Raw genomic sequence first — 19,476 nt, 5'->3', positions numbered from 1 at the left:
TTGTATAGATTTGGTAACCTATAGTCGTCAAAAAAACGCATGACAGTCTCATTGCCATGCGTTTTTTGCGCAGCATGGGCGTTAGGCCCTTGAGATCGTTATACTGAACCGAGGGGGAGAGGACCTCTTTTGTGTCCCCTCCCGTCGCTACGGTTTTTCAGCGTGGCGCGGTGCCAGGCGTGGTTTCCGGGGCCAGAGGCGGCTGCTTCTGCACATCCACCTTGGGGAAGCGCACCTTGCCCAGTGCCGCTGCGGTGGTGGGCAGGGCCGTCTTGCCCGCAGCAACACCGTTTTCACGGAGCAGGAACGCCAGAATATCCGCGTTGTCCTCAGCCGAGAGCGCACCGGGGGAGGACAGGGGCATCGCGCCGGACATATAGGTGAACAGGTCACTCAGTGGCCCGTCAGACCAGTTGGCCACAAACCGGCCTTTCAGTGGCGGCGCATCAAACGCACCACCCAGCGCCGGGCCATGGCAGACCGCGCAGGCTTCCTTGTAGGTTTCCGCCCCCCGGTCCGCCTGTTCGGCTGTATAGCTGGCAGCAGGCAGACCTGCGGACGAGCTGGATTTAACCCGCGCACCATGCGGGGCAGCCTGTGCGCAACCCATGTTCATGGTCCCGGCTGCCAGTGCGGTAAGGCCCAACACCCCAAATAGGGCAGGGCGCATCTTTTCCATCATGCGCATCAGACGTGCTCCTTACCCATGCGCGCGAACAGATCCTCAAATATCCCGATCGCCTTTTCCGCCTCAGAGCGGTCAGCATGTTCAAAACTGTTGCCTACGCCCACCATTTCTCCAAGCGTATGGCTGAAATCCAGCGCCTGCACCATTACCCCATCGGTTTTGGAAAGCAGGGCCGCTCCTTTATACTCCACGCCATACAGGGCATCAGCCTGCGGCGGTAGCCAGGTGGTCTGCCCCCGCACGGGAATAAGGGTCTTGTCCTGCCACCAATCATGCGCCGCATAGCCGGGGCAGTTGATAATCACGTTCTCAGGCAGGCTCTTCAGGTCTCCGGGGTTATGGAACTCACGGATCACAATCTTCCCGCCAGCCTGATAGAATTCAGACAAAAGCAGATGCCCATAGGCCCCAAAATTGAACATCATCATGTTCGCCCGGCGCGCATGCGCTACGGGAAAAGGGTTGTCCTTCGGGTCAATCTCCTCAGGGTTGGGAATAATATCGCGGATCAGATCGCCATAATCCGCAAATTCGGAGGTGTGCTGCGGCTTGCCCGTGGTGCTGTAATCCCCGGCACCGGGCTGCGGCGGCGGGAAATGCTTCTGGTCAAATGGAATGTCCGAGAGGATGTAATTATCCCGAAAATCAATCGGGTTGCCCGGCAGGCCCAGATAATCCCGATAGGTTTTCCAGCTATAACGGGCCATCTGCTCCCACAGGGCCGGAAAAGCGTCCCCTGCCGGTTTGGTCAGCGCCACGCGGGAATCCGGCGTCCAGCTTCCGTTCGCCCGTACGGAGCGCGTGTGCGGCAACAGATCCTTGGTATAGATGGTCACATCCATCCCGGCGCGCTGGGCTGTCAGGGCGGAGGTCAGGCCAATCACCCCGCAGCCAATCACGGCAATTTTCTTGTCCAGCGTGGCGGCAGCCTTGCCAACAGCAATATCAGCCGAACCCCAGGACAGAGACCACCCACTGCCGCCATGGCCGTAATTGTGGATGACTGTCTTATCGCCAATCTTTTCCACATCCAGCCGTGGGCCCATGGGGCGGAAGGGGCGCAGGCAGACCTTGATATCCGCAATCTGGTCCGCATGCACCCGCATGGGTGTCAGGTGCGGTACGGAACCCGGTGGGGCGGTGCGGTGCAGGGCCTGAGCCGCCGCCGGAATGGAGGTCCAGGCAGAGCGCGCCGCCAGTGCGCCAAGGGCCAGTGAGCCCGCAAACAGATCTCTTCGTTTCAAGATAGGGGGTCTTTACATCCGAAAGGTTGCACAAACCGGAAGCCGCTCCGGCCACACTGTTCCGCTCAGAATTCCCTTATCCCGAGCACAACGCAAGAGCGAAAAAGCAGGATTATTCCAGAATTGTTCATCAAGAAAAAAATTGCGGAAAAACAACGAATTTCCGAAGCGCCAAGCACGCGCCCGTGATAGGCTCCTTCTTCCGTTCAGCCCCGGTTCAGTCTACCGTGCCGCGCAAAGCGCCTCGGCATGGTCTTGCACGGTCGTAACATCGTCACGGTCAATTTCTTCTGCCAGCGCATCCAGCAGGGTGCAACTCTCCAGCGCCGCCAGCGGCAGGGTCCTGAAGGTCAACCGTTGCAGAATAGGGGTGATCCCGGCAGAGGTCCTGCGTAAAAGCCCACTTATGGCCGCAAGATCCCGGCAATCCTGATCCGCCTGATCCTGTATGAAGGCTGCTGTGCCCGGCAGAGGCTTGTGGCGTAAATCATCCCGCAAGGGGGCTATTTTGCTTGGCGGCATCATCCGTCTCACGTTCAGGAAGAAAGGGGGAAGGGCGTTGTTCTGTAAAGCTGACCACCCTTGCGCACACGTTTCTTCTTCTGCCGCAAGAGGGAGAAAACCGTGCCAATCGTCTGCCAGACGCAGATCATAGGCTATGCTGTCTTCGGTATAAGCAGCCAGACACTCCTTATTCTCCAGGCGATAAAAGCCGTTCTGGCAGAGCCTGTATGCCTTATGACATCAGAGCAATTCAACGAATAGAAAAGTTTTTTGTTCTGAAGTTAATGCTCATCATAAATTGGATTTATAAATACATATAAAGTAATGATTAAAAAATTTCGTTTATTCTATTGATTTACTTAGGCACTCCCTTATACAGGCCGCTCAAACACTCCAAGAAAGGCCCTCAAGATACCCCCAGGCTGTTGGCAGACGCCGCAACCAAACGGGCCTGCACGCAGGGAAAGCGTTGCCGCCGTAGGGCATATTGTAAAACCTGAGGGGAGAACAGAAATGACCCGAACACACAAAAAAACGCTCTGTCTCGCCCTGCTTATACTTGCCGTGGCTCCTCTCCTGTCGGGTTGCGAGTGCGGAGATATGACCGGCCCGGACGGAAAGCTCTCTCTGAACAGCATTGTCTCCAATATTACGCCCGATGAAGGCACTATTCCTGACCGCGCCCTGTTCTAAAAAGAGACTACTCTCAGAAAAAGGGGGCCATCCTCTCTCCCATATGCCGCATGGAAATGGCATTTTTCCAGACTGTGCGATACGATGCGCTTTCAATATGCAAAAACAGGAAAGAGCAGCGCATGTCCTGGCATGTATGGTGGGTATTTAGCGGTATCGTTTTCTTTCTCTGTGCCGTTCCGGGGCCTAACATGCTGCATGTGCTCAACCGTAGCGCACAGGTCGGGATCAAGCGGTGCACTATGACCATGGCCGGCTGCCTGAGCGCGCTGGTGGTGGTGCTTGGCCTTTCCGCCGCCGGGCTGGGGGCCGCGCTGACAGCCGCCCCCCATCTGTTTGGTGTGCTGCGTGTGGCAGGCGCTTTGTATCTTGTTTATCTGGGCATCAAGGCATGGCGTGGGGCAGGGGCCGTGCCGCAAGATGCACCAGCAACCATGCAGGAGGGGAGCGGCGTATCAGAAAATACCGGCGTCTCTCTGGTGCCTGCCGAGCAGGGCTCTCATGGCGGTGCAGAAACACTTTCCGCCGCCATGGCCAACCCCCATCTCTCCATGCGTGTTCTGTGGCGTGATGGATTTTTTGTGGGGCTTAGCAATCCAAAACTGTTGCTGTTTGCAACAGCTTTTTTCCCACAGTTCATTTCCCCGCATGAGGCACGCGCACCACAGTTTCTGGTGCTGATCCTCACTTTTCTGGCATTGGAACTGTTCTGGTACAGTCTCTACGCCTTTGGCGGAACCAGCCTCTCCCGCATGCTGCAACGGCCGGATCTGCGCAAACTGTTTGATCGCATAACCGGCGTTGTCTTCATGGGTTTCGGTGGTGTCCTGCTGCGCGGTCGGCTGTAGCGCTCTTTTAATGCCCACCGTGTCAGTGGGCATTAAAGCTCAGGCGCAGTGCGCGGTCTGCTTCTGGCCAGCGGCTTCCACCAGATAAGGGCCTCCCGCAACAATTTCCAGCATCAGCAGGGTTGGCCCGTTCTGTGCAAGGCTGTCTTCTGGCAAACCCGTCAGCGGCAGATGGGCATGGCCATTGGTCCAGCGCATGGGAGCCTCTTCCTGACCATACCAGCCCGGTAGTTCAGCCATTGTCAGATGCTCCCGCACAGTATGCTGCCCACGCGCATTCAGCAGCGTGACCTCACCAATCAGCACGCCCAGCAGGCGGCGATCATCCACAAACGGGCCAATCGCATCCGCCGGACGGCTGGCGCGGGAAATCACCTGAACATGGCGCGTGCCTGCGGGCAGCAGGAACACTGGACGGCCGTTCTGTTCACGCAGAGACCGCACCACAGCCCCCGTATTGGTCAGCAGGTGCAGGTTTGCATCCTGCGTAACAGCCTTCGTGCCATGTGTGGTACCGCCCGCCCGCGCGGCAAGAGCGTGGAAGAGCGGTTCCACCATCGCGCGTGAAACCTCCAGCGGTGCCGCAGCATCCTTCGCCCAGTCCAGCGCACGGCTGCCAAGGCGCGCCACCGTTCCATCCTGCTGAAAGCTGGGCCGGTTTCCAGTGTCCAGATAGCTTTCCGTCAGCATCCCATCAGCCATGATAACGGAGTGCTGCTCTGTCTCAATATGGTAATAATCGTAAGACAGAACACTCCGCTCATAAAAAATCGAGCTTCCGTTTACTATCATCCGCACAGGCACAAACCGGCCTTCAAAAAACAGGCAATGGTCGGGTGTCACCAGCATGTCCTTGTAAGGCACACCGTCCGCAATGGCGTTCTGCTTTACCCGCACCGGATACCCGGCTTCATCATCGGGCAGATGCGTCTGCACGGTGGCGCGCTTACGCCCGGCCCACACAACGGGGCGCACTACGGCTTCACCGTTTACGTAAGCCACTACGTCATCGCCCACACGGATTTCTTCAACCGCAACATCGCCCGCCGGTGTGCGGATCATGCTGCCAGCCAGAAAGCATGCCACCATGGTGTTCGTGCCATCGTGCGGGAATGTGAAGTCACTCGGGGTCAGCTTGCCCGCCAGCGTGACAGACTTGGAGAACACAACAATCTTGTTTCCCCAACCTGGAATGGTTCCAATCAGGGAATACGTTCCATCTCCGTTGGGCGTCAGGCTCAGATTCGTGGTGGTAGAGCCAGTTCCGGCAATAACAATCCTGTCATACGTGCTCAGGTTCTGAATGGAGGGAATCTGATCAGCCGTTGCTCCATTAAAATCTATAGTCAACGTGTTGCCATGAACCGTGCCAGAAGCATCCGCGCTCTGCTTGAAAACAACCGTAGGGGCAATGACTTTACCATTGGAGCTTTTCAGGGACGCTCCGTTCTCCAAGGTAATGGAGCCAGCCCCGGTGGCCCCCCCGCTAAAGTTGGTGGAAACACCATTGAGTGTCAGCTTACTACCCGAAGCCACAGAGGCATTGCTAAAAGTCAGGCTGCTTCCGTTGGCTGCGCTGTTGAGTGTGGCATTGCCGTGAACAGTGAGTGTGCCTGACGTAGAAAAAGATGCAGGTAGCCCAACCACAGCATCATTATTCAACGTAATGTCTTCATATGTTGTGGGTTCAGTTGCCTGATACCCCATTAGATCCGTCCAGTTTGCACTATTTGACCAGTTTTTATTGATCGTAGTGCTTGTGCCAACCCAAATCGCCATAGACGTAAATTCTTTCCTAACAAACGTCGCTTTCCGCATCATTATCAAATAAACGTGACAAACAGGAGTAATTTGGTCCTTAAATATATTTAATTTTTCCAAACCTAAAAAAGCCTCACTTCGAGGGAACCCTTAAAAGAAAAGGAAAAGCAAAAGTGCCTCTTCCAACAGGCACTCTTCCGGAAGTGCGTGGGCAGTGAAGACCAGTCACCACAAAATGGCGCGCCCTAAAGTCAGAAACAGGCCGCACGAAAAGGCCGGTTTTACCCCCATTCCATTGGCCATGATCACAAATGTGTTTTCAGGCTACGGGCAGCAACAAAACCATAACAGAATTCAGATACTCTTCCGTTGGCGGCCGGTGTTAGGTGGGCTGGGCAAGGGGGGAGTCATGTGCTGGATCAAACACTTTCAGATAGGGGTGTTATGGGCTGCAATTGGCTGGGCCGGGCCCGCCTTGGCGGCAGACGGCGTGGTGCAGACCACCCTTCCCAACGGGCTGCGGGTTGTTATCGTGCGGGATGCACTCGCGCCTATGGTGGCCACGCGGCTGATCTATCTGACAGGTTCCAGTGCCGCTTCAGCCGATTTTCCCGGTACGGCGCATGCGCTGGAGCATATGATGTTCCGTGGCACGCCCACGCTCAGCAGTGATCAACTCACACGTATCTGTCAGGCCACGGGCAATAACGCCAACGCCTCCACTTCCTATGAGCAGACACAATACGAGTTTAATATCGCCCCTGTTGATCTGGGCGTTATCCTGCATCTGGAAGCGGATCGGATGCGCGCCCTCTCGTTTGACCCGGCCCAATGGGCGCGGGAACGCGGGGCCATTGAACAGGAAGTGTCCAGAGACCGCTCCCTGTCCCAGTTTCGCGCACGGGAGCAGTTTCAAAACGCAGTCTATGATGGCACGTCGTTTGCATGGTCTCCTCTGGGCACGCGCCAGTCTTTTGACGCCACAACCACGGACCGCCTGCGCCAGTTCTATCAGACCTGGTACGCACCAAATAACGCCATCCTGTTTGTTGTCGGAGATGTGCAACCTACGGCAGCCCTCAAACAGGTGCGGGAAGCTTTTGGCGCCGTACCATCCCGTCCTGTTCCAGTCCGCACACCAACAGACACAGACCACGCTCTTCCCACCGCCCGCACCCTGACCGCGCCAACGGATTCCGCAATCGGGCGCATTACCGTCGGCTGGCGTGCTCCGGGGTTGCGCCAGTCAGATGCTGCCGCCTTGATCGTCATGGCAGATGCTATTGCCAACAGTCGCAGCAAGCTGGGCATTCTGGGGCTGGACGGTAAAAGTCTGGGCACGGCGTTTCTCTATCAGGGCTATCCCTCCCGCGGCTCCATCACAGCGTCCATTTCTTTTCCCCGTGGCGCTGACCCAGCCCCCTATCAGGCTGAACTCCGGGCCGTTCTGGCCGATTATCGTGCTCACGGTATTCCGGCTGATCTGGTGGACGCCGCCAAGCGGGCCCGCATCAAGGCAGCCGAGTTTGAACGCAACAGCATTGCGGGGTTAACCCGTGTCTGGACCGCCGCCGTAGCAGATTGGGGTGTCAGCAGCCCGGATGTGCTGACAAAAGCCTACGCTGCCGTCACGCCGGAGCAGGTCAACGCCCTCGCTGCCCGCTATCTGGACCCGGACCACGCCATCACGCAGGTGTGGCTACCGCAGGGCACTATCCCACCCGTGCAGGATAAAGGGGACTCTGGCGGAGAATCCTTTGCCCGCACGCCCACAGGTCCGGTGCCTCTGCCCGATTGGGCCCAATCCGTTCTGGACATGCCGCCCGTGCCGCACTGGCCGCTGCCGCGCACGCTCTTTACTCTACCCAACGGTCTTCGGCTGATTGTGCGGCCCTTCCATCAGTCCCATACCGTGCTGCTCTTCGGGCAGGTCCGCATCAATCCGGCGCTGCAAGCCCCTGTTGGGAAAGAGGGCATTGCAGCCCTCACGGCACAATTGCTGCTGTATGGCACGGCCCAGCATGACCGGCTGAGTATCGCCAAAACAGTGGGGGATCTCGGGAGTTCGGTCTCGCTTGGTTCTGCCTTCGGGCTCAGCGCGCACACGCAGGATTTCATCCCCACGCTTGCAGTGCTGGCCGATACCGAACTGCATCCGGCCTTCCCGGAGAAAGACCTCATCACACGGCGGGAAAAGCTGGCCGTTGCGCAGCAGGGCGTCCAGCAAACACCAGCCTATGCCATGCGGCGCGCCGTAATGGAACGCGTCTTGCCAAAGGATGATCCCGCACAGCGCGAGCCAACACCTCAGACATTTCGTAGCTTGAGCCGAAGCGATGTCTTGGCGTTTTTCCAAAAAGCCTATCGCCCGGACATGACTGTTATTGAAGTCATTGGCGATATCGAACCCGATGCCGCAAAAGCGGCTGTCATGGCCGCGTTTGGAAACTGGCATGCCACAGGCCCCAAACCGGAGGTTCTCCTGCCTCCCGTCCCGGATGCCCCCGTCACCACCTTCCAGATGGATGGCGAGGGCCGAACACAGGATCAGGTGCAACTGTTTGAGTCATCGGGTCTCAGGCTCGGCCAGCCGGAAACCGCACAGTTTGATCTGGGCAACCTGATCCTGAGCCGTGGTTTTTCCTCACGCCTCCACCAGGCCCTGCGGGCCAGAACCGGCTATGTTTATACGGTGGGGAGTGCTGCATCAGTGGATCAGACACGTGGGTCATTCAGCGTCACATTCGGGGCTGATCCCGCCAAAGTCCCGCTGGCGGAAACGCTGATACGCGCCACACTTCAGGACATGCAGACCCATCCCGTCAGCACGGCGGAACTGGACCGCGTCAAGGCCGGTTATCTGCGCACGCAGCCCTTCAGCACGTCATCGCTCAGCGGCATTGCCAGACGCGATCTTTTTCTGCTGAGCCATGATCTGCCTCTCAACCAGCCCAATCAGGACGCCGCAACCATAGCGGCAACAACCCCGGAGCAGATACGCACCGTATTTGCGCAGGAGGTGAAACCAGATGGCCTGTCCACATTTGTGTATGGCCCCAAACCGCCCACACCAGCCGCCTTTACAGCCGGCGGGCAAACCACACCACGCGGCCAATAATCTGCACCAGATCAGCCGGAACTTCATAAGGAGAAAAACGCGGATTTTCAGATTTGATGCGGATCATGGGCTCGCTGGCCTCATGCGCGCGCTCAACCCATTTGCACACCACGCCATCGCCATCAAACAGTACAAAAATGCCCGGCTCAATAATGGAGACCTTGCGGGTATCCACAAGCACCATGTCTCCATTCTTGAGCATCGGCTCCATGGACTGGCCTTCAACTTCAATCACCCGCAAATCCGCCGGGTGGGCACGCAGGGTACCACGCACAAATTCTTCCTCAAAAAACTTGGGGCGCCCCAGAAGCTGGTCTTCCACATACCCGCCGCCGCCCATGCCTGCCCGCAGAGAGATAAACGGCACGGCCACATAACCGGGCGGGTTCAGTTCCACACACACGCTTGGCATATCCGCAGGGGGGGAATAACGGGCGGGCTTATCCTGCTCCCCCGTCATCCGTGCATGGGCAGGAAACAGTAAATCTCGCGCTGTGCAGCCTAGCATGGCCGCAATCCGTTCCAGCTTCTCGCCGCCCGGATTGCGGGATTTTCCCTTCAGAATATCGCGCACGTAGGTATCGCCCACGCCCGCATTGCGGGCCAGGGCCTTCTGGGTCAGGCCCAGCAGCGCCATGCGCCGTTCAAGTTCTTCAGCAACCGGGGAGCGTGTCATAGGGGGAGGTATCCCATAAGAACGAAGCAAGATCAAAAGGGATATATCACACCATTTCCGCTTGACCAAGTGTGACTGGTCACACTAGCGTTGCCCTTAAGCCTCCCACCTCAAGACCGGGGGCTCCTGACCAGCTTTCATAACGGAAAAGCCTCCATGTCTGTCCTGCTGCCCGTGCGTGCAAAACACACCTCTTTCTCTCATATTTCAGCCCTTTCCCCTCATTCTTCCGAGGTCTCCTCTCGGTCTTCTGTCATCCCCAACAGAAATCGTTCTTTCACGCGCATGCCGTCTTCACAGCAGTCACAGCTAGGCTCTTTCCCTGCGGAGAGTAGGATAAATCACACCGCTCCTGTTGTGATGCCTATCTGGTGTGATAAATCCCTCTCCGAGTCGTCTCATCCCCCCATGGAGCCAGACGCTGCCTGTCAGGTCGCAGCCCGTCCGGGCACCAGTGCGGCCCTGCTCGGGCAGATGGTGGCATTGCGCCGCGCCGGTCGCTCCCTGCGGCAGATCGGTCGCCACACTGGCCGGTGCATGGAAGGGGTAAGACAGGCCCTGATGCGGTACGAAAACGCCCGCGTCTGCCCCACACCCTCTGAAACGGATGAGGGCGAGTGGAACGATCCCCTGCGTGATGCAGAACCGCTTCCTCCCGGTCATCCCATCGCCATGCGCGGCCTGTGGCGCGGGCTGGAACGCTGGCAGACAATGCCGGCCGAGCCGACGCATCTCCCCCTCAGCCCGCTTGAAGACCCTCTGGCCCCATCACACGGCCCCGCGCACGCGGCCCGCACTCACCCTGATCACACGGTGTTCCTGTCCTTCGTTCCAGCAAAGGGGGCCGTATGAGCAAGCGTCGTTGGTCCAAGTTCTGGTGGCAGGATTATGAGCGCGACCCGGCACTGCGTCTGTGCTCTCTGGCTGCACAGGGCCTCTGGATGCGCCTGCTGTGCCTGATGCATGAGGGCGAACCTTACGGCCATCTTTGCGTCAATCATCGCCCTCTGCATCCGCGGCATCTCGCCCTTATGCTGGGCGTGGCGGAACGGCAGATCACGCGCCTGATGGCTGAACTGAGAGAGGCTGGCGTATTCAGCACCACTGCGGAAGGGTGCGTATACAGCCGCCGCCTGCTGCGGGATAAAGCCGCGTCAGATCAAGGAGCGGCTTGGGGGCGCACAGGTGGCAACCCCAGCCTGAAGGCCGCACGTTCCACGCCACCCTCTGCTCCGTTTTCCGTGCAGGACATGGGGGCAGGGGAGGGGTTAAGCCCACCCCATAAACACCAAGAAGCAGAGTCAGAAGCAGAGTGTACCCTCACTGCGTTCGGGCCGAACGATGATGTCCGTTTGCATCTGTTTAAACATGGTCTGTTTTTTTTGCAGAAGGCAACAGGCCGGCCAGAGCGCTCAACCCGCGCCCTGATGGGGAAATGGCTGAAAATGCTGCATGATGATGCCGCCTGCCTGCTGGCGGTTCTGGGCGAATGCGCGGCCTTCAAACCAGCCGAACCCGTCTCATGGGTGGAAGCCAAAGTGCGGGCCCGCGTGGCGGAACACGCCCAGCCGGTTGGGCACACATCGTCCACCCATGCCCAGCGCCTTGCCGCATGGCAGAACGTGCCTGATCTGGAAGGAGTGTAATCATGCAATCTCCCCATACAGCCTCATCGGAAACTATGGCCGCCCGCCATGTGTGTGCAGAAGCCCAGAGAAGCCCGTCTTCCGTCCTCAAGCAGCAGGACACCCCGAAAAAAGAAGAGAAAACCGCAGCATTTTCTCAAACGCCACAACTGCTCACCGTTCCGGTTCTCGCGCGCTATAGACCCGCTGAACCCGCCATGCGCGCCGTGTTTGCTGCGCATGCCGCAGGGGTGCCACTTACCATGCGGGATGTGCCGCAAAGCATGATGGATGCCGTACGCCTGCACTGGGCGCAGGTGCAGCACGCCCTTCAGCCCGTTACAGAACTGCATGTGGCAGCATGGCTGAAAAAACTCAGCCAACTTGTCACCAATCCACCGGGGGCAGAGACCGCCGCCAGTCAGTGCCGCGCCATTTTTGAGGTATGTGGTGATATCCCGTCTGGTGCATGGGGGCGGGAGGCGCGTCTGGCATGGGCACGGCAGCCACCCCGCAACGGCTATCCTACCGGGGCCCGCTGGCCCAGCCCCAATGAATTACGCACCCTGTTACTTCCATTTTCAGAAACCATAAGGCGAGATGCGGAAGGATGCCGCGCATTGCTCCGTCTGCGTCCCGTTGGGGAGGCTACCAGTCCTTTCGCAGTCCGCCCTCAGCCCGCACAGACCTTTCCCTCTCCTTAATGCAGGAGGAAGCTCCTTCAGCCAGCACGCCTTACCCGTCCAACAGAGAACATCTCTCGCCAGAGAGAATAAAAAACGACACAAAAAGAAAAGGAGTTTTCCATGGCAATCAGAAAATCCGGCACCTGCAGACCGTCTTCACACTCCCCATGCCCCCCTCTCATGGCCGAGATCACCCCCACGCCGGAACGGCTGGCACGCTCGGAGTTTGTGGGCACACATCCCATGCGTGTGCGCCGCACCGTACAGGCGCTTTTAAACGCCGGAGACATCACCCAATCCGCCGCAGATGCCGCTGAACGCTGGTATCAGGATTATGTGTTCGGCTATTGTGACTACAAGGAGTTTTCACAGGATCACCGCACAAGCACTCTGACAAAGCATGATGCTGTGTCCTGGCAGATGGTGCGCGGCAAAGCCGTTGCGCGTATCACCAGCGTGCGGGAAGCCCTGGGCCTGTGCGCCCACCAACGCCTGCGTATGATGCTGGTGGATGAACTTTCTTTCCGCGCTATGGGGGCAGCACTCTTCCCGCAGCTTTCCGCCAGTTCCGCCCAACGCAAGATTGCCGCCCAGTGCGCCCTGCTGCTGGAACAACTGGAAGCCTTCGAAGAAAACGCCCGCAAGGCCGCCAAACAAGCCCGCATGGCGCGTAAGGCAGCCGCGTCCGCCACCACTTTGCCCTCGCCATAGCACAGCGCAAGCGCTAGTCTGGCCCAAGGCTTTTCATGTCGTGAAAGGGGTCCATATGTCCCGCTTCGCAGTGCTTTCTGCTCTGGCGTTCCTATGCGCAACACAGGCGCATGCAGCCGCAAATTCATGCCCGGGTACCAACACGGTTGAGATGAACCAGTGTGAGGGCAATGCACTGGCGCAGGACGAAGCAACGCATCAGAAATATGCCAAGGCCGCGCTTGCATTTCTTCAGAAACAGATCATCGATACAAAAGATGATGACACAGTAAAGGTTTTAAAAGAGAGCCAGAAAGCCTTCCAGCACTCAGAAACCGCATGGAAGGCTTATCGGGACGCTGAATGCAGGGCCGTATTTACAAACTGGCAGCAGGGTACAATCCGGTTCATGATGCAACTGGGGTGTGATAGACGCCTGACCCGCCAGCGCACTTACACCATATGGCAGAACTGGCTGACGTTTCAGGATAGTACCCCACCCGTGTTGCCCCGCCCAGAGACCGACCTCCCGGACGATAACTCCCATAACAGATAAGGCTGCGGAAACGTCAGTCCGGTCTGGCGGGCGGATCTTCTTATGGAGGCATACGTTGGGTTTTTCTCTCCACGCCACCAGATCCCAGAAGGGAGGCTTCAAAACTACGATTTCACCCTTAAAAAATGCCTGAGTCCACCTCAAGTAAGGGTCTAGCCAACGCGCCTCTTTTTTCACTCACGGAGAATCCTCATGCCCTGGACTGCTGAAGACGCTATACGCCATACTCACAAGGCCACAACGGAAACACTCCAGTCTCTCTGGGCCAAAGTGGCAAACGAATGTCTGGACCGCACGGGAGATGAAGGCCGTGCCGTGCGGGAGGCCAATGCCGTTGTCGCCCGCACGGCTGCCCACCATCCCCAGACTTAAGGCTGCATCTGGGGCTGGGTTTCGGGGCTGGTTGTCTGCCCCGGCTGCGCCTGTTCCGGTACCCCGCCTACCCGCCATATGGCGTTGCCTACATCATCGGCCACCAGCAGCGCCCCGGCGTGGTCCAGCGCCAACCCCACCGGTCGGCCATGGGCCTGCTTTTTATTGGGGGCCAGAAAACCCGTCAGCACATCCACCGGCTGCCCGCTGGGTAATCCACCTTGAAAAGGCACAAACACAACCTTGTAGCCACTTTTCGGTCTGCGGTTCCAGGAGCCATGCTGGGCAATAAACAGCCCATTACGCCAGATTTCTGGCAAACTGCTGCTCTGTCCAAACACAATACCCAAAGATGCCGTATGCGCCCCCACGGCATAATCCGGCACAACGGCTTTGCTGACCAGATCATGGTTCTGTGGCTGCACGCGTTCATCCACATGGCCGCCATAATAACTATAGGGCCAGCCGTAAAAAGCCCCTTCTTTTACAGCAGTGATGTAATCCGGCACCAGATCGCTGCCAATTTCATCCCGTTCATTCACAGCCGTCCATAGTGCGCCGCTGTGCGGCTCCCATGCCAGCCCGTTGGGGTTACGCAAGCCGGTGGCGTAAGGGGCCATCTCGCCCGTGGCCAACGTCACACGGTTAATGCGTGCACGGCCTTCTTCCGCCTGCAGGCCATTTTCTCCCACATTGCTGTTTGAGCCTACCGTTACATACAGATACTGCCCATCCGGGCTGGCCAGAATATTCTTGGTCCAGTGGTGGTTATACCCCGCGGGCAGATCCACCACCTTGGTGCCCGGCGCGGTAATGGATTTCTCCCCTTCCTGATACGGAAAACGCCAGATGGCATTGGCATTTGCCACATAAAAACTGTCTCCCACCAGCGCCATGCCAAAGGGCGAATAGAGCTTGTCCAGAAACACGGTGCGCTCATCCGCCACACCATCTCCATCCGTGTCCCGCAGCAGCATGATCCGGTTGGGGCTTGGCGTATCCGCGCCTGCCATGCCCTGTATCAGCTTGGCAATACGCATCTTCAGGTTGGGGGCATCCGTGCCGGGGCCGTTGGTTTCCGCCACCAGAACATCCCCATTTGGCAAAGTATACAGCCAGCGCGGGTGGTTCAGCCCTCTGGCAAACGCCTTTACGGCAAGCCCCGGCGTGGGGTGCGGGGCTTCATCGTCCTTCCATCCAATGGGGCGGGCAATGTTTACGGTAGGGATAAAGGTGGCGTTGGGCTGGGGCAGTTTGGGGCGGGTTCCTTCACCCGCACCTACAGGCAACTGCGCGCGTTCCGGCCGGATCACCAGCGCATATGTGGCTGTTCCCACAGCTAGAACAATAAGTCCCGCCGCCAGAAGATACCGGCTTGTTCGATTCATGATGGTTGCGTCCTTTGCAGGGTGCCGTACCAGGCCGCATCAAGACCTTCCGGGTAAAACGGGGTCCGAGCACCTGTAAGCCTCATGGGGCACTGAAAGAAAAAGAATGAAGCGTAAACGGTGTTTCTCTCATTGCGTTCCACACAGCTCTTGTAAAAAGCACCCACGCCAGGCCACGTCTGCGTCTTCAAGGGGAAAGACAAAATGCAGCGTGGCCTGGAGCTGTTACACCGGCGCGCCCAGCAGAAGGAGGGAAGAGCAAACGCGCCAGTGTAAAGCCGGGAAGTGACTGCCGGGCAAGGGGCTAAACCCGGCATGCCTGTGGGAGAGACAGGCAGGGAGTGGGCTTCAGATCCTGTGGTTGGTCCACAGTGTTATATCAAACACCCTCTTGTGCGGGGCTTGAGGTCATTATGTTTATTTATATAAAAAACGCATATCACTTATCTGTGTAATAACAAAGAAACGCACCGTATTCCCCGCACAAACCGAAACGAACTTTACCCTAACTGTTAGAAAAAACACAAAAACCTGTTTTCTTATCACACGTCTGTCAATTGCCCGTCCTACGGAAATCGTCTCCTTGCGGGGTAGAGTCTCTCCGGCCCAAATCTGTTTGCCAGCGCGCGTGGTCAGTCTTAGAAACCACTCATCCTCACAAAAAAGCCGCCCGGAGCCCTCCCGCTCCCCTTGCCCCGCTCTCTGTTTTTTCAGGAGTTTGCATGCCTGTGTCTGCATCCCCTGCGGCCCTTGCGTGTGGAGACGTTGTGCGAACCTCCCACACACGCTGGGTTATCATGCATCATCAGGGCACACACCTGTTGCTCTGTCCTCTCCAGCCCGCGGGGGCTCCCCGTCACCGCGCGGATGTGCCCCTTCCGTGGCAGGATGGCCTGCACCTCGGCTGCATGGGGGACTATGTCGTGCAATGCCGCCCGGTGCGTCGCCTAGCAGGGCAGGGGATGCAGAAAATAGGCACTCTCAGCCGTTCCTGCTTCCGCCACGCCCGCGCCGCTCTGGCAACGGAACTGCTCCAGCGCCGTACGGAAACACCGCATAAAGCGCCTTACGCTCTGGCAGCCTCGCATGTCCGGCTGCCCCGGCATCCGCTCCATATCGTATTTTCCTGACTCTTCATGGCCTTATCACGGAAAAACCCGGAACACTCCGTTTTGCAGGAAGACCCCCCAGCCCATCCGGCAACCCTTTCACCACACCCACCCGCCATGCAGACAAGGGAAGACGCATCTCCTCTCCCCCACGGCGCGCCTGCCACACAGCTTCCCACCAAAAAGCAGGCCCCCCGCAAACGGCGAACAACCCGTTCTACCTCCTCGGCCCACTCTGTTGCAGCCACGCCCGCTTTTACAGCGACAGGCGCACCGCAACCCCGCGATGCCGGTCCTGATCTCTCCTTATCCCCTCAACCAGCACCTTCCGGGCCCAGTTCCCTTGTTCCACCAAGCAAGGGCTCGTCTCCACGCTTGCCTCTGCTGCCCGATACCCCCACCATTCCCTCAGTCTCAGCCCGCGTATCCGCGCCACTTTCCACCCACCCCACAAAAAACACTTCCCGCGAGCCGTCCTCACGCTCCCAGGCATCGGAACCAGCGCCGCCCACTTCACAAGCATCCACGCAGGCCGTCGCTCCGCCACCACAACCGCCTGCCGCTGAACCATCCGCTCCCCTCGCGTCTTCTCCTGCACCTCTTCCGTCGGCTGCACCGCCCGTCACGCCGCTGGAAATTTTCACCCGTGTCATGCAGGGGGACGAGACCATAACGGACCGACAGTTTGATGCCGCAAAGGTGGCAGCCCCTTACCTGCACCCCAAACTTGCTGGCCTGTCCATGAACGCGGTTGTGCGCAAAGGTCTTGAAGATTTCACGGATGATTAACTCAGCGCCCTTGCACAGGCAGGTCAGTCAGAACGCACAGGCTGAACTGAAAAATCGCAGTCACGCGCGCCAGAATCTGCTTGATTTCACCCGCTACACCATGCCCGACTACCAGTCCGGAGCCCACCACCATCTGCTTTGCCAGAAACTGGATGCAGTGGAACGTGGCACTATCACACGACTGATGGTGTTCATGCCCCCACGGCATGGAAAATCCGAGCTTGTCAGCAGGCGTTTTCCGGCATGGTATCTGGGGCGTCACCCCCATAAACAGGTCATATCCGCATCCTATGGGGCCACATTGGCGCAGGATTTCGGGCGCGATGTGCGTAACCTTGTGGCCTCCCGTCGCTTCCACGCTCTGTTCCCTTCTGTCACGCTGGCGGCAGATAGCGCCGCGCGAGATGTCTGGCACACCAACGCGGGCGGCGTTTATGCCGCAATGGGCATTGGCGGCGGCCTGACAGGCAAGGGCGCGCACCTCGCCATTGTGGATGATCCCATAAAAGACCGGCAGGAAGCGGAAAGCCCAACCCGCCGCGCCGCCGTGTGGGACTGGTATCGCGCCGTGCTGCGCACTCGCCTTATGCCCGGCGGTGCCATCGTGCTGGTCATGACCCGCTGGTCCCCGGATGATCTCGCAGGCCGCTTGCTGGATGACATGCAGAACAACACGGGCGAGGCATGGGATGTTCTTTCTCTTCCTGCCCTCGCTGGCCCGCAGGATGCCTTGGGTCGTCCCATTGGCGCACCTCTGTGGCCGCAGGCCTTCCCGGCAGAAGACCTCGCCCACATCCGTCTGGCCATTGGCGCGCGGGAGTGGAGCGCGCTCTATCAGCAAAACCCCACGCCAGCAGAAGGCGCTTTGTTCAAAACAGCTTTCATTTCCGTGGTGGATGCCATTCCAATAGGGTCTTTCCCCACTCAACCTGACCCCACTCATCCGGCCCGCCCTTTCACGACTGATCGCGCGCCGGCCCCCATGTCTGGCAAAGCCACCGTCCGCCGGTGGGATCTGGCCGCCACGCGCGCCAGCACGCGCCCGAATGCGGACTGGACGGTGGGCGTCAAAATGATGCGGCTGTCAGATGGCCGCTTCTGCGTGGCGGATGTCGCCCGCCTGCGCGGAGACCCCGCACAGGTTGAAGCCGCCATCCTCGCCACCGCCGCGCAGGACGGCCCGCAAACCGAGATCATTCTACCCCAGGACCCCGGACAGGCAGGCGTGGCGCAGGCCCGTTACCTCACTGGCAGACTGGCGGGCTACCGTGTCCGCACCGTGCGCGAAAGTGGAGACAAAGCCACCCGCGCCGCGCCTTTTGCGGCACAGGTCAATGCCGGGAATGTCCTCGCTTTGCGTGCCGCATGGACCCCAGCCTTTCTGGAAGAACTCGCAGCCTTCCCCGCCGCCGCACATGATGATCAGGTGGATGCCGCCGCCGGAGCCTTCACGGCGCTCACGGAAACCAAACCACTCCCCAGCTTCAACCGCACTTTTCTGGCACGAATTTGAGAAAGAAAATAGGAAACCTCTTTGTCACAAAATTGGAAATCAAGAACTCTTGTTTCCTCTTCCATGGCTGTGGCATTTAGAGAAACGGAATCAAAGCCAGGAGGGCGCGTGCGTGATTGTGGTTGTGGAAGGAATGAGTGCCGCAGGGAAAACCACATGGTGCTGTCAGGCTGCGGGTGACACCCTCTTGCCAGAAACCTTCCCGGCGGACCGGCACAACCAGCCGCTGGAGGGGCCAGAGGTCGCTGCATATTGGGTAGAGTGGAACACCCAGCGTTGGCGTAACGCTCTTGCTCTTGAAGCCTCCAAAGGCATGGCAGTTTGCGATACAGATCCGTTGAAGCTCCATTATAGTTGGGGCCTGTGGCAGCTTGGTGAAAAACAGGAGGCAGACTGGCAGTTCTCTTTGCAGGAAACCCGGCGCGCCATAGCGCAACGCCAGCTTGGCTTTGCTGATATGGTCCTTATCAAACCCATTGATGCCTCTACCGCACGGCATCAAATGGAAACGGATATCACCCGCACACGCTCCCGGTTCGACCTCCATTTCCGCCTGCAACGGTTTCTTATCGAGTGGTATAGCGCCCTTGAGGCAGTCTTTCCCACGCGCGTAAAATGGGGGCTCCCCAAGGATTTCAAAATCCCGCCTGTTACTGTGAACCCAGGCCGGTATGATCTCAAAGCGTTCGATGCCTTTATCGCTTCGCTGCCCAAACCGCTGTCGTCCTGAAAAATAGACCAGCCCGGCTTTGGTAAGTTTTCCCTTGCATTCGTCCCTACATCGGCGCATCAAGGCGTCAGCGGGTGCTTTTATCCGAGTTATTGACGCATGTTGCGTTTCTTTTTCTCCTTAAAAGTTATGATTTCGTGTGTGTTTTGTGCACGACCGCTATTGTTTGAGAAGGAGCCTTGTTATGGCAACAGGCACCGTAAAATGGTTTAACCCCACAAAGGGTTTCGGTTTCATTCAGCCCGACAGCGGGGGAGCAGATGCGTTCGTTCACATCTCTGAACTTGAGCGCGCTGGCATGCACACCCTGACGGAAGGTCAGCAGGTCTCTTACGAGCTTGAAGCTGGCCGTAACGGCAAAACATCAGCCGTGAGCATCAAAGCGGTATAATGCTGCTTTAACTCACATGCGTGATGTAGAGAAAGCCGCCCTCCGGGGCGGCTTTTTTTATGCCCTCTCGCCAATCGCATCATCACGGAATGTTT

General features: G+C 58.3%; 20 protein-coding genes. 14 read left to right on the top strand and 6 right to left on the bottom strand.

Annotation, left to right across the window (positions count from 1 at the left end):
• Positions 1–157: 157 nt before the first annotated feature.
• The 3 genes from QWU00_RS04975 to QWU00_RS04965 all read right to left on the bottom strand — a co-directional run bounded on the left by QWU00_RS04975 (position 158) and on the right by QWU00_RS04965 (position 2,457).
• Complete coding sequence (locus tag QWU00_RS04975) at positions 158–688, bottom strand: c-type cytochrome (protein WP_052051188.1); 531 nt, start codon at positions 686–688, stop codon at positions 158–160.
• The gene (locus QWU00_RS04970; protein WP_035378350.1) at positions 688–1,932 is read right to left on the bottom strand and encodes an FAD-dependent oxidoreductase; all 1,245 of its coding nucleotides are present in this window, start codon (positions 1,930–1,932) and stop codon (positions 688–690) included. The genes QWU00_RS04975 and QWU00_RS04970 overlap by 1 nt, the downstream gene beginning before the upstream one ends.
• A gap of 222 nt (positions 1,933–2,154) precedes the next feature.
• Positions 2,155–2,457 (bottom strand): hypothetical protein, encoded by a 303-nt coding sequence (locus QWU00_RS04965; RefSeq protein WP_086641765.1) that lies wholly within the window; start codon positions 2,455–2,457, stop codon positions 2,155–2,157.
• A 492-nt stretch (positions 2,458–2,949) separates the two neighbouring features.
• On the opposite strand from QWU00_RS04965, the gene QWU00_RS04960 reads away from it, so the two are divergent.
• Positions 2,950–3,129 (top strand): hypothetical protein, encoded by a 180-nt coding sequence (locus QWU00_RS04960; protein WP_035378353.1) that lies wholly within the window; start codon positions 2,950–2,952, stop codon positions 3,127–3,129.
• A 122-nt stretch (positions 3,130–3,251) separates the two neighbouring features.
• Positions 3,252–3,977 carry a LysE family translocator gene (locus QWU00_RS04955; protein ID WP_035378355.1) on the top strand — a complete coding sequence of 242 codons (726 nt, stop codon included), beginning with the start codon at positions 3,252–3,254 and terminating at the stop codon, positions 3,975–3,977.
• A gap of 39 nt (positions 3,978–4,016) precedes the next feature.
• On the opposite strand, the gene QWU00_RS04950 is transcribed toward QWU00_RS04955, so the two are convergent.
• Positions 4,017–5,756 carry a Hint domain-containing protein gene (locus QWU00_RS04950; protein ID WP_081938966.1) on the bottom strand — a complete coding sequence of 580 codons (1,740 nt, stop codon included), beginning with the start codon at positions 5,754–5,756 and terminating at the stop codon, positions 4,017–4,019.
• A 196-nt stretch (positions 5,757–5,952) separates the two neighbouring features.
• On the opposite strand from QWU00_RS04950, the gene QWU00_RS04945 reads away from it, so the two are divergent.
• Positions 5,953–8,856 carry a M16 family metallopeptidase gene (locus tag QWU00_RS04945; protein WP_150395669.1) on the top strand — a complete coding sequence of 968 codons (2,904 nt, stop codon included), beginning with the start codon at positions 5,953–5,955 and terminating at the stop codon, positions 8,854–8,856.
• On the opposite strand, the gene QWU00_RS04940 is transcribed toward QWU00_RS04945, so the two are convergent.
• Positions 8,819–9,532: a LexA family transcriptional regulator gene (locus QWU00_RS04940; RefSeq protein WP_035378357.1), complete on the bottom strand. Its 714-nt coding sequence runs from the start codon at positions 9,530–9,532 to the stop codon at positions 8,819–8,821. The two genes, QWU00_RS04945 and QWU00_RS04940, sit on opposite strands and share 38 nt — an antisense overlap.
• A gap of 156 nt (positions 9,533–9,688) precedes the next feature.
• On the opposite strand from QWU00_RS04940, the gene QWU00_RS04935 reads away from it, so the two are divergent.
• The 6 genes from QWU00_RS04935 (at position 9,689) to QWU00_RS04910 (ending at position 13,461) form a co-directional block, all read left to right on the top strand.
• The gene (locus QWU00_RS04935; protein WP_052051191.1) at positions 9,689–10,384 is read left to right on the top strand and encodes a hypothetical protein; all 696 of its coding nucleotides are present in this window, start codon (positions 9,689–9,691) and stop codon (positions 10,382–10,384) included.
• Positions 10,381–11,178: a hypothetical protein gene (locus QWU00_RS04930; RefSeq protein ID WP_035378358.1), complete on the top strand. Its 798-nt coding sequence runs from the start codon at positions 10,381–10,383 to the stop codon at positions 11,176–11,178. Before QWU00_RS04935 ends, QWU00_RS04930 begins: the two co-directional genes overlap by 4 nt.
• Positions 11,179–11,180: 2 nt before the next feature.
• Complete coding sequence (locus tag QWU00_RS04925) at positions 11,181–11,861, top strand: hypothetical protein (protein ID WP_052051192.1); 681 nt, start codon at positions 11,181–11,183, stop codon at positions 11,859–11,861.
• A 162-nt stretch (positions 11,862–12,023) separates the two neighbouring features.
• The gene (locus tag QWU00_RS04920; protein ID WP_231551611.1) at positions 12,024–12,554 is read left to right on the top strand and encodes a hypothetical protein; all 531 of its coding nucleotides are present in this window, start codon (positions 12,024–12,026) and stop codon (positions 12,552–12,554) included.
• A gap of 55 nt (positions 12,555–12,609) precedes the next feature.
• On the top strand, positions 12,610–13,089 hold the full coding sequence (locus QWU00_RS04915) for a lysozyme inhibitor LprI family protein (RefSeq protein ID WP_052051193.1): 480 nt from the start codon (positions 12,610–12,612) through the stop codon (positions 13,087–13,089).
• Positions 13,090–13,281: 192 nt separating this feature from the next.
• Positions 13,282–13,461, top strand: a complete 180-nt coding sequence (locus QWU00_RS04910; protein WP_035378360.1) for a hypothetical protein — start codon at positions 13,282–13,284, stop codon at positions 13,459–13,461.
• Here QWU00_RS04910 and QWU00_RS04905 read toward each other — a convergent pair.
• The gene (locus QWU00_RS04905) at positions 13,458–14,849 is read right to left on the bottom strand and encodes a PQQ-dependent sugar dehydrogenase (RefSeq protein WP_035378362.1); all 1,392 of its coding nucleotides are present in this window, start codon (positions 14,847–14,849) and stop codon (positions 13,458–13,460) included. The genes QWU00_RS04910 and QWU00_RS04905 overlap by 4 nt on opposite strands.
• A gap of 722 nt (positions 14,850–15,571) precedes the next feature.
• On the opposite strand from QWU00_RS04905, the gene QWU00_RS04900 reads away from it, so the two are divergent.
• The 5 genes from QWU00_RS04900 (at position 15,572) to QWU00_RS04880 (ending at position 19,381) form a co-directional block, all read left to right on the top strand.
• Positions 15,572–15,979 carry a hypothetical protein gene (locus QWU00_RS04900; RefSeq protein ID WP_052051194.1) on the top strand — a complete coding sequence of 136 codons (408 nt, stop codon included), beginning with the start codon at positions 15,572–15,574 and terminating at the stop codon, positions 15,977–15,979.
• A gap of 6 nt (positions 15,980–15,985) precedes the next feature.
• Positions 15,986–16,747, top strand: coding sequence for a hypothetical protein (locus QWU00_RS04895; RefSeq protein WP_150395668.1), 762 nt, complete (start codon positions 15,986–15,988; stop codon positions 16,745–16,747).
• Positions 16,740–18,260, top strand: coding sequence for a phage terminase large subunit (gene terL, locus QWU00_RS04890; protein ID WP_035378368.1), 1,521 nt, complete (start codon positions 16,740–16,742; stop codon positions 18,258–18,260). Before QWU00_RS04895 ends, terL begins: the two co-directional genes overlap by 8 nt.
• A gap of 112 nt (positions 18,261–18,372) precedes the next feature.
• Positions 18,373–18,990 carry a hypothetical protein gene (locus QWU00_RS04885; RefSeq protein WP_035378495.1) on the top strand — a complete coding sequence of 206 codons (618 nt, stop codon included), beginning with the start codon at positions 18,373–18,375 and terminating at the stop codon, positions 18,988–18,990.
• 184 nt (positions 18,991–19,174) lie between these two features.
• Complete coding sequence (locus QWU00_RS04880) at positions 19,175–19,381, top strand: cold-shock protein (protein ID WP_035378370.1); 207 nt, start codon at positions 19,175–19,177, stop codon at positions 19,379–19,381.
• Positions 19,382–19,476 lie beyond the last annotated feature (95 nt).

This window comes from Acetobacter tropicalis, from assembly GCF_030644465.1.
Lineage (GTDB): Bacteria > Pseudomonadota > Alphaproteobacteria > Acetobacterales > Acetobacteraceae > Acetobacter > Acetobacter tropicalis.
Note: the sequence above shows the minus strand (reverse complement) of the source record. Positions and strands in the feature narration are given on the sequence as shown.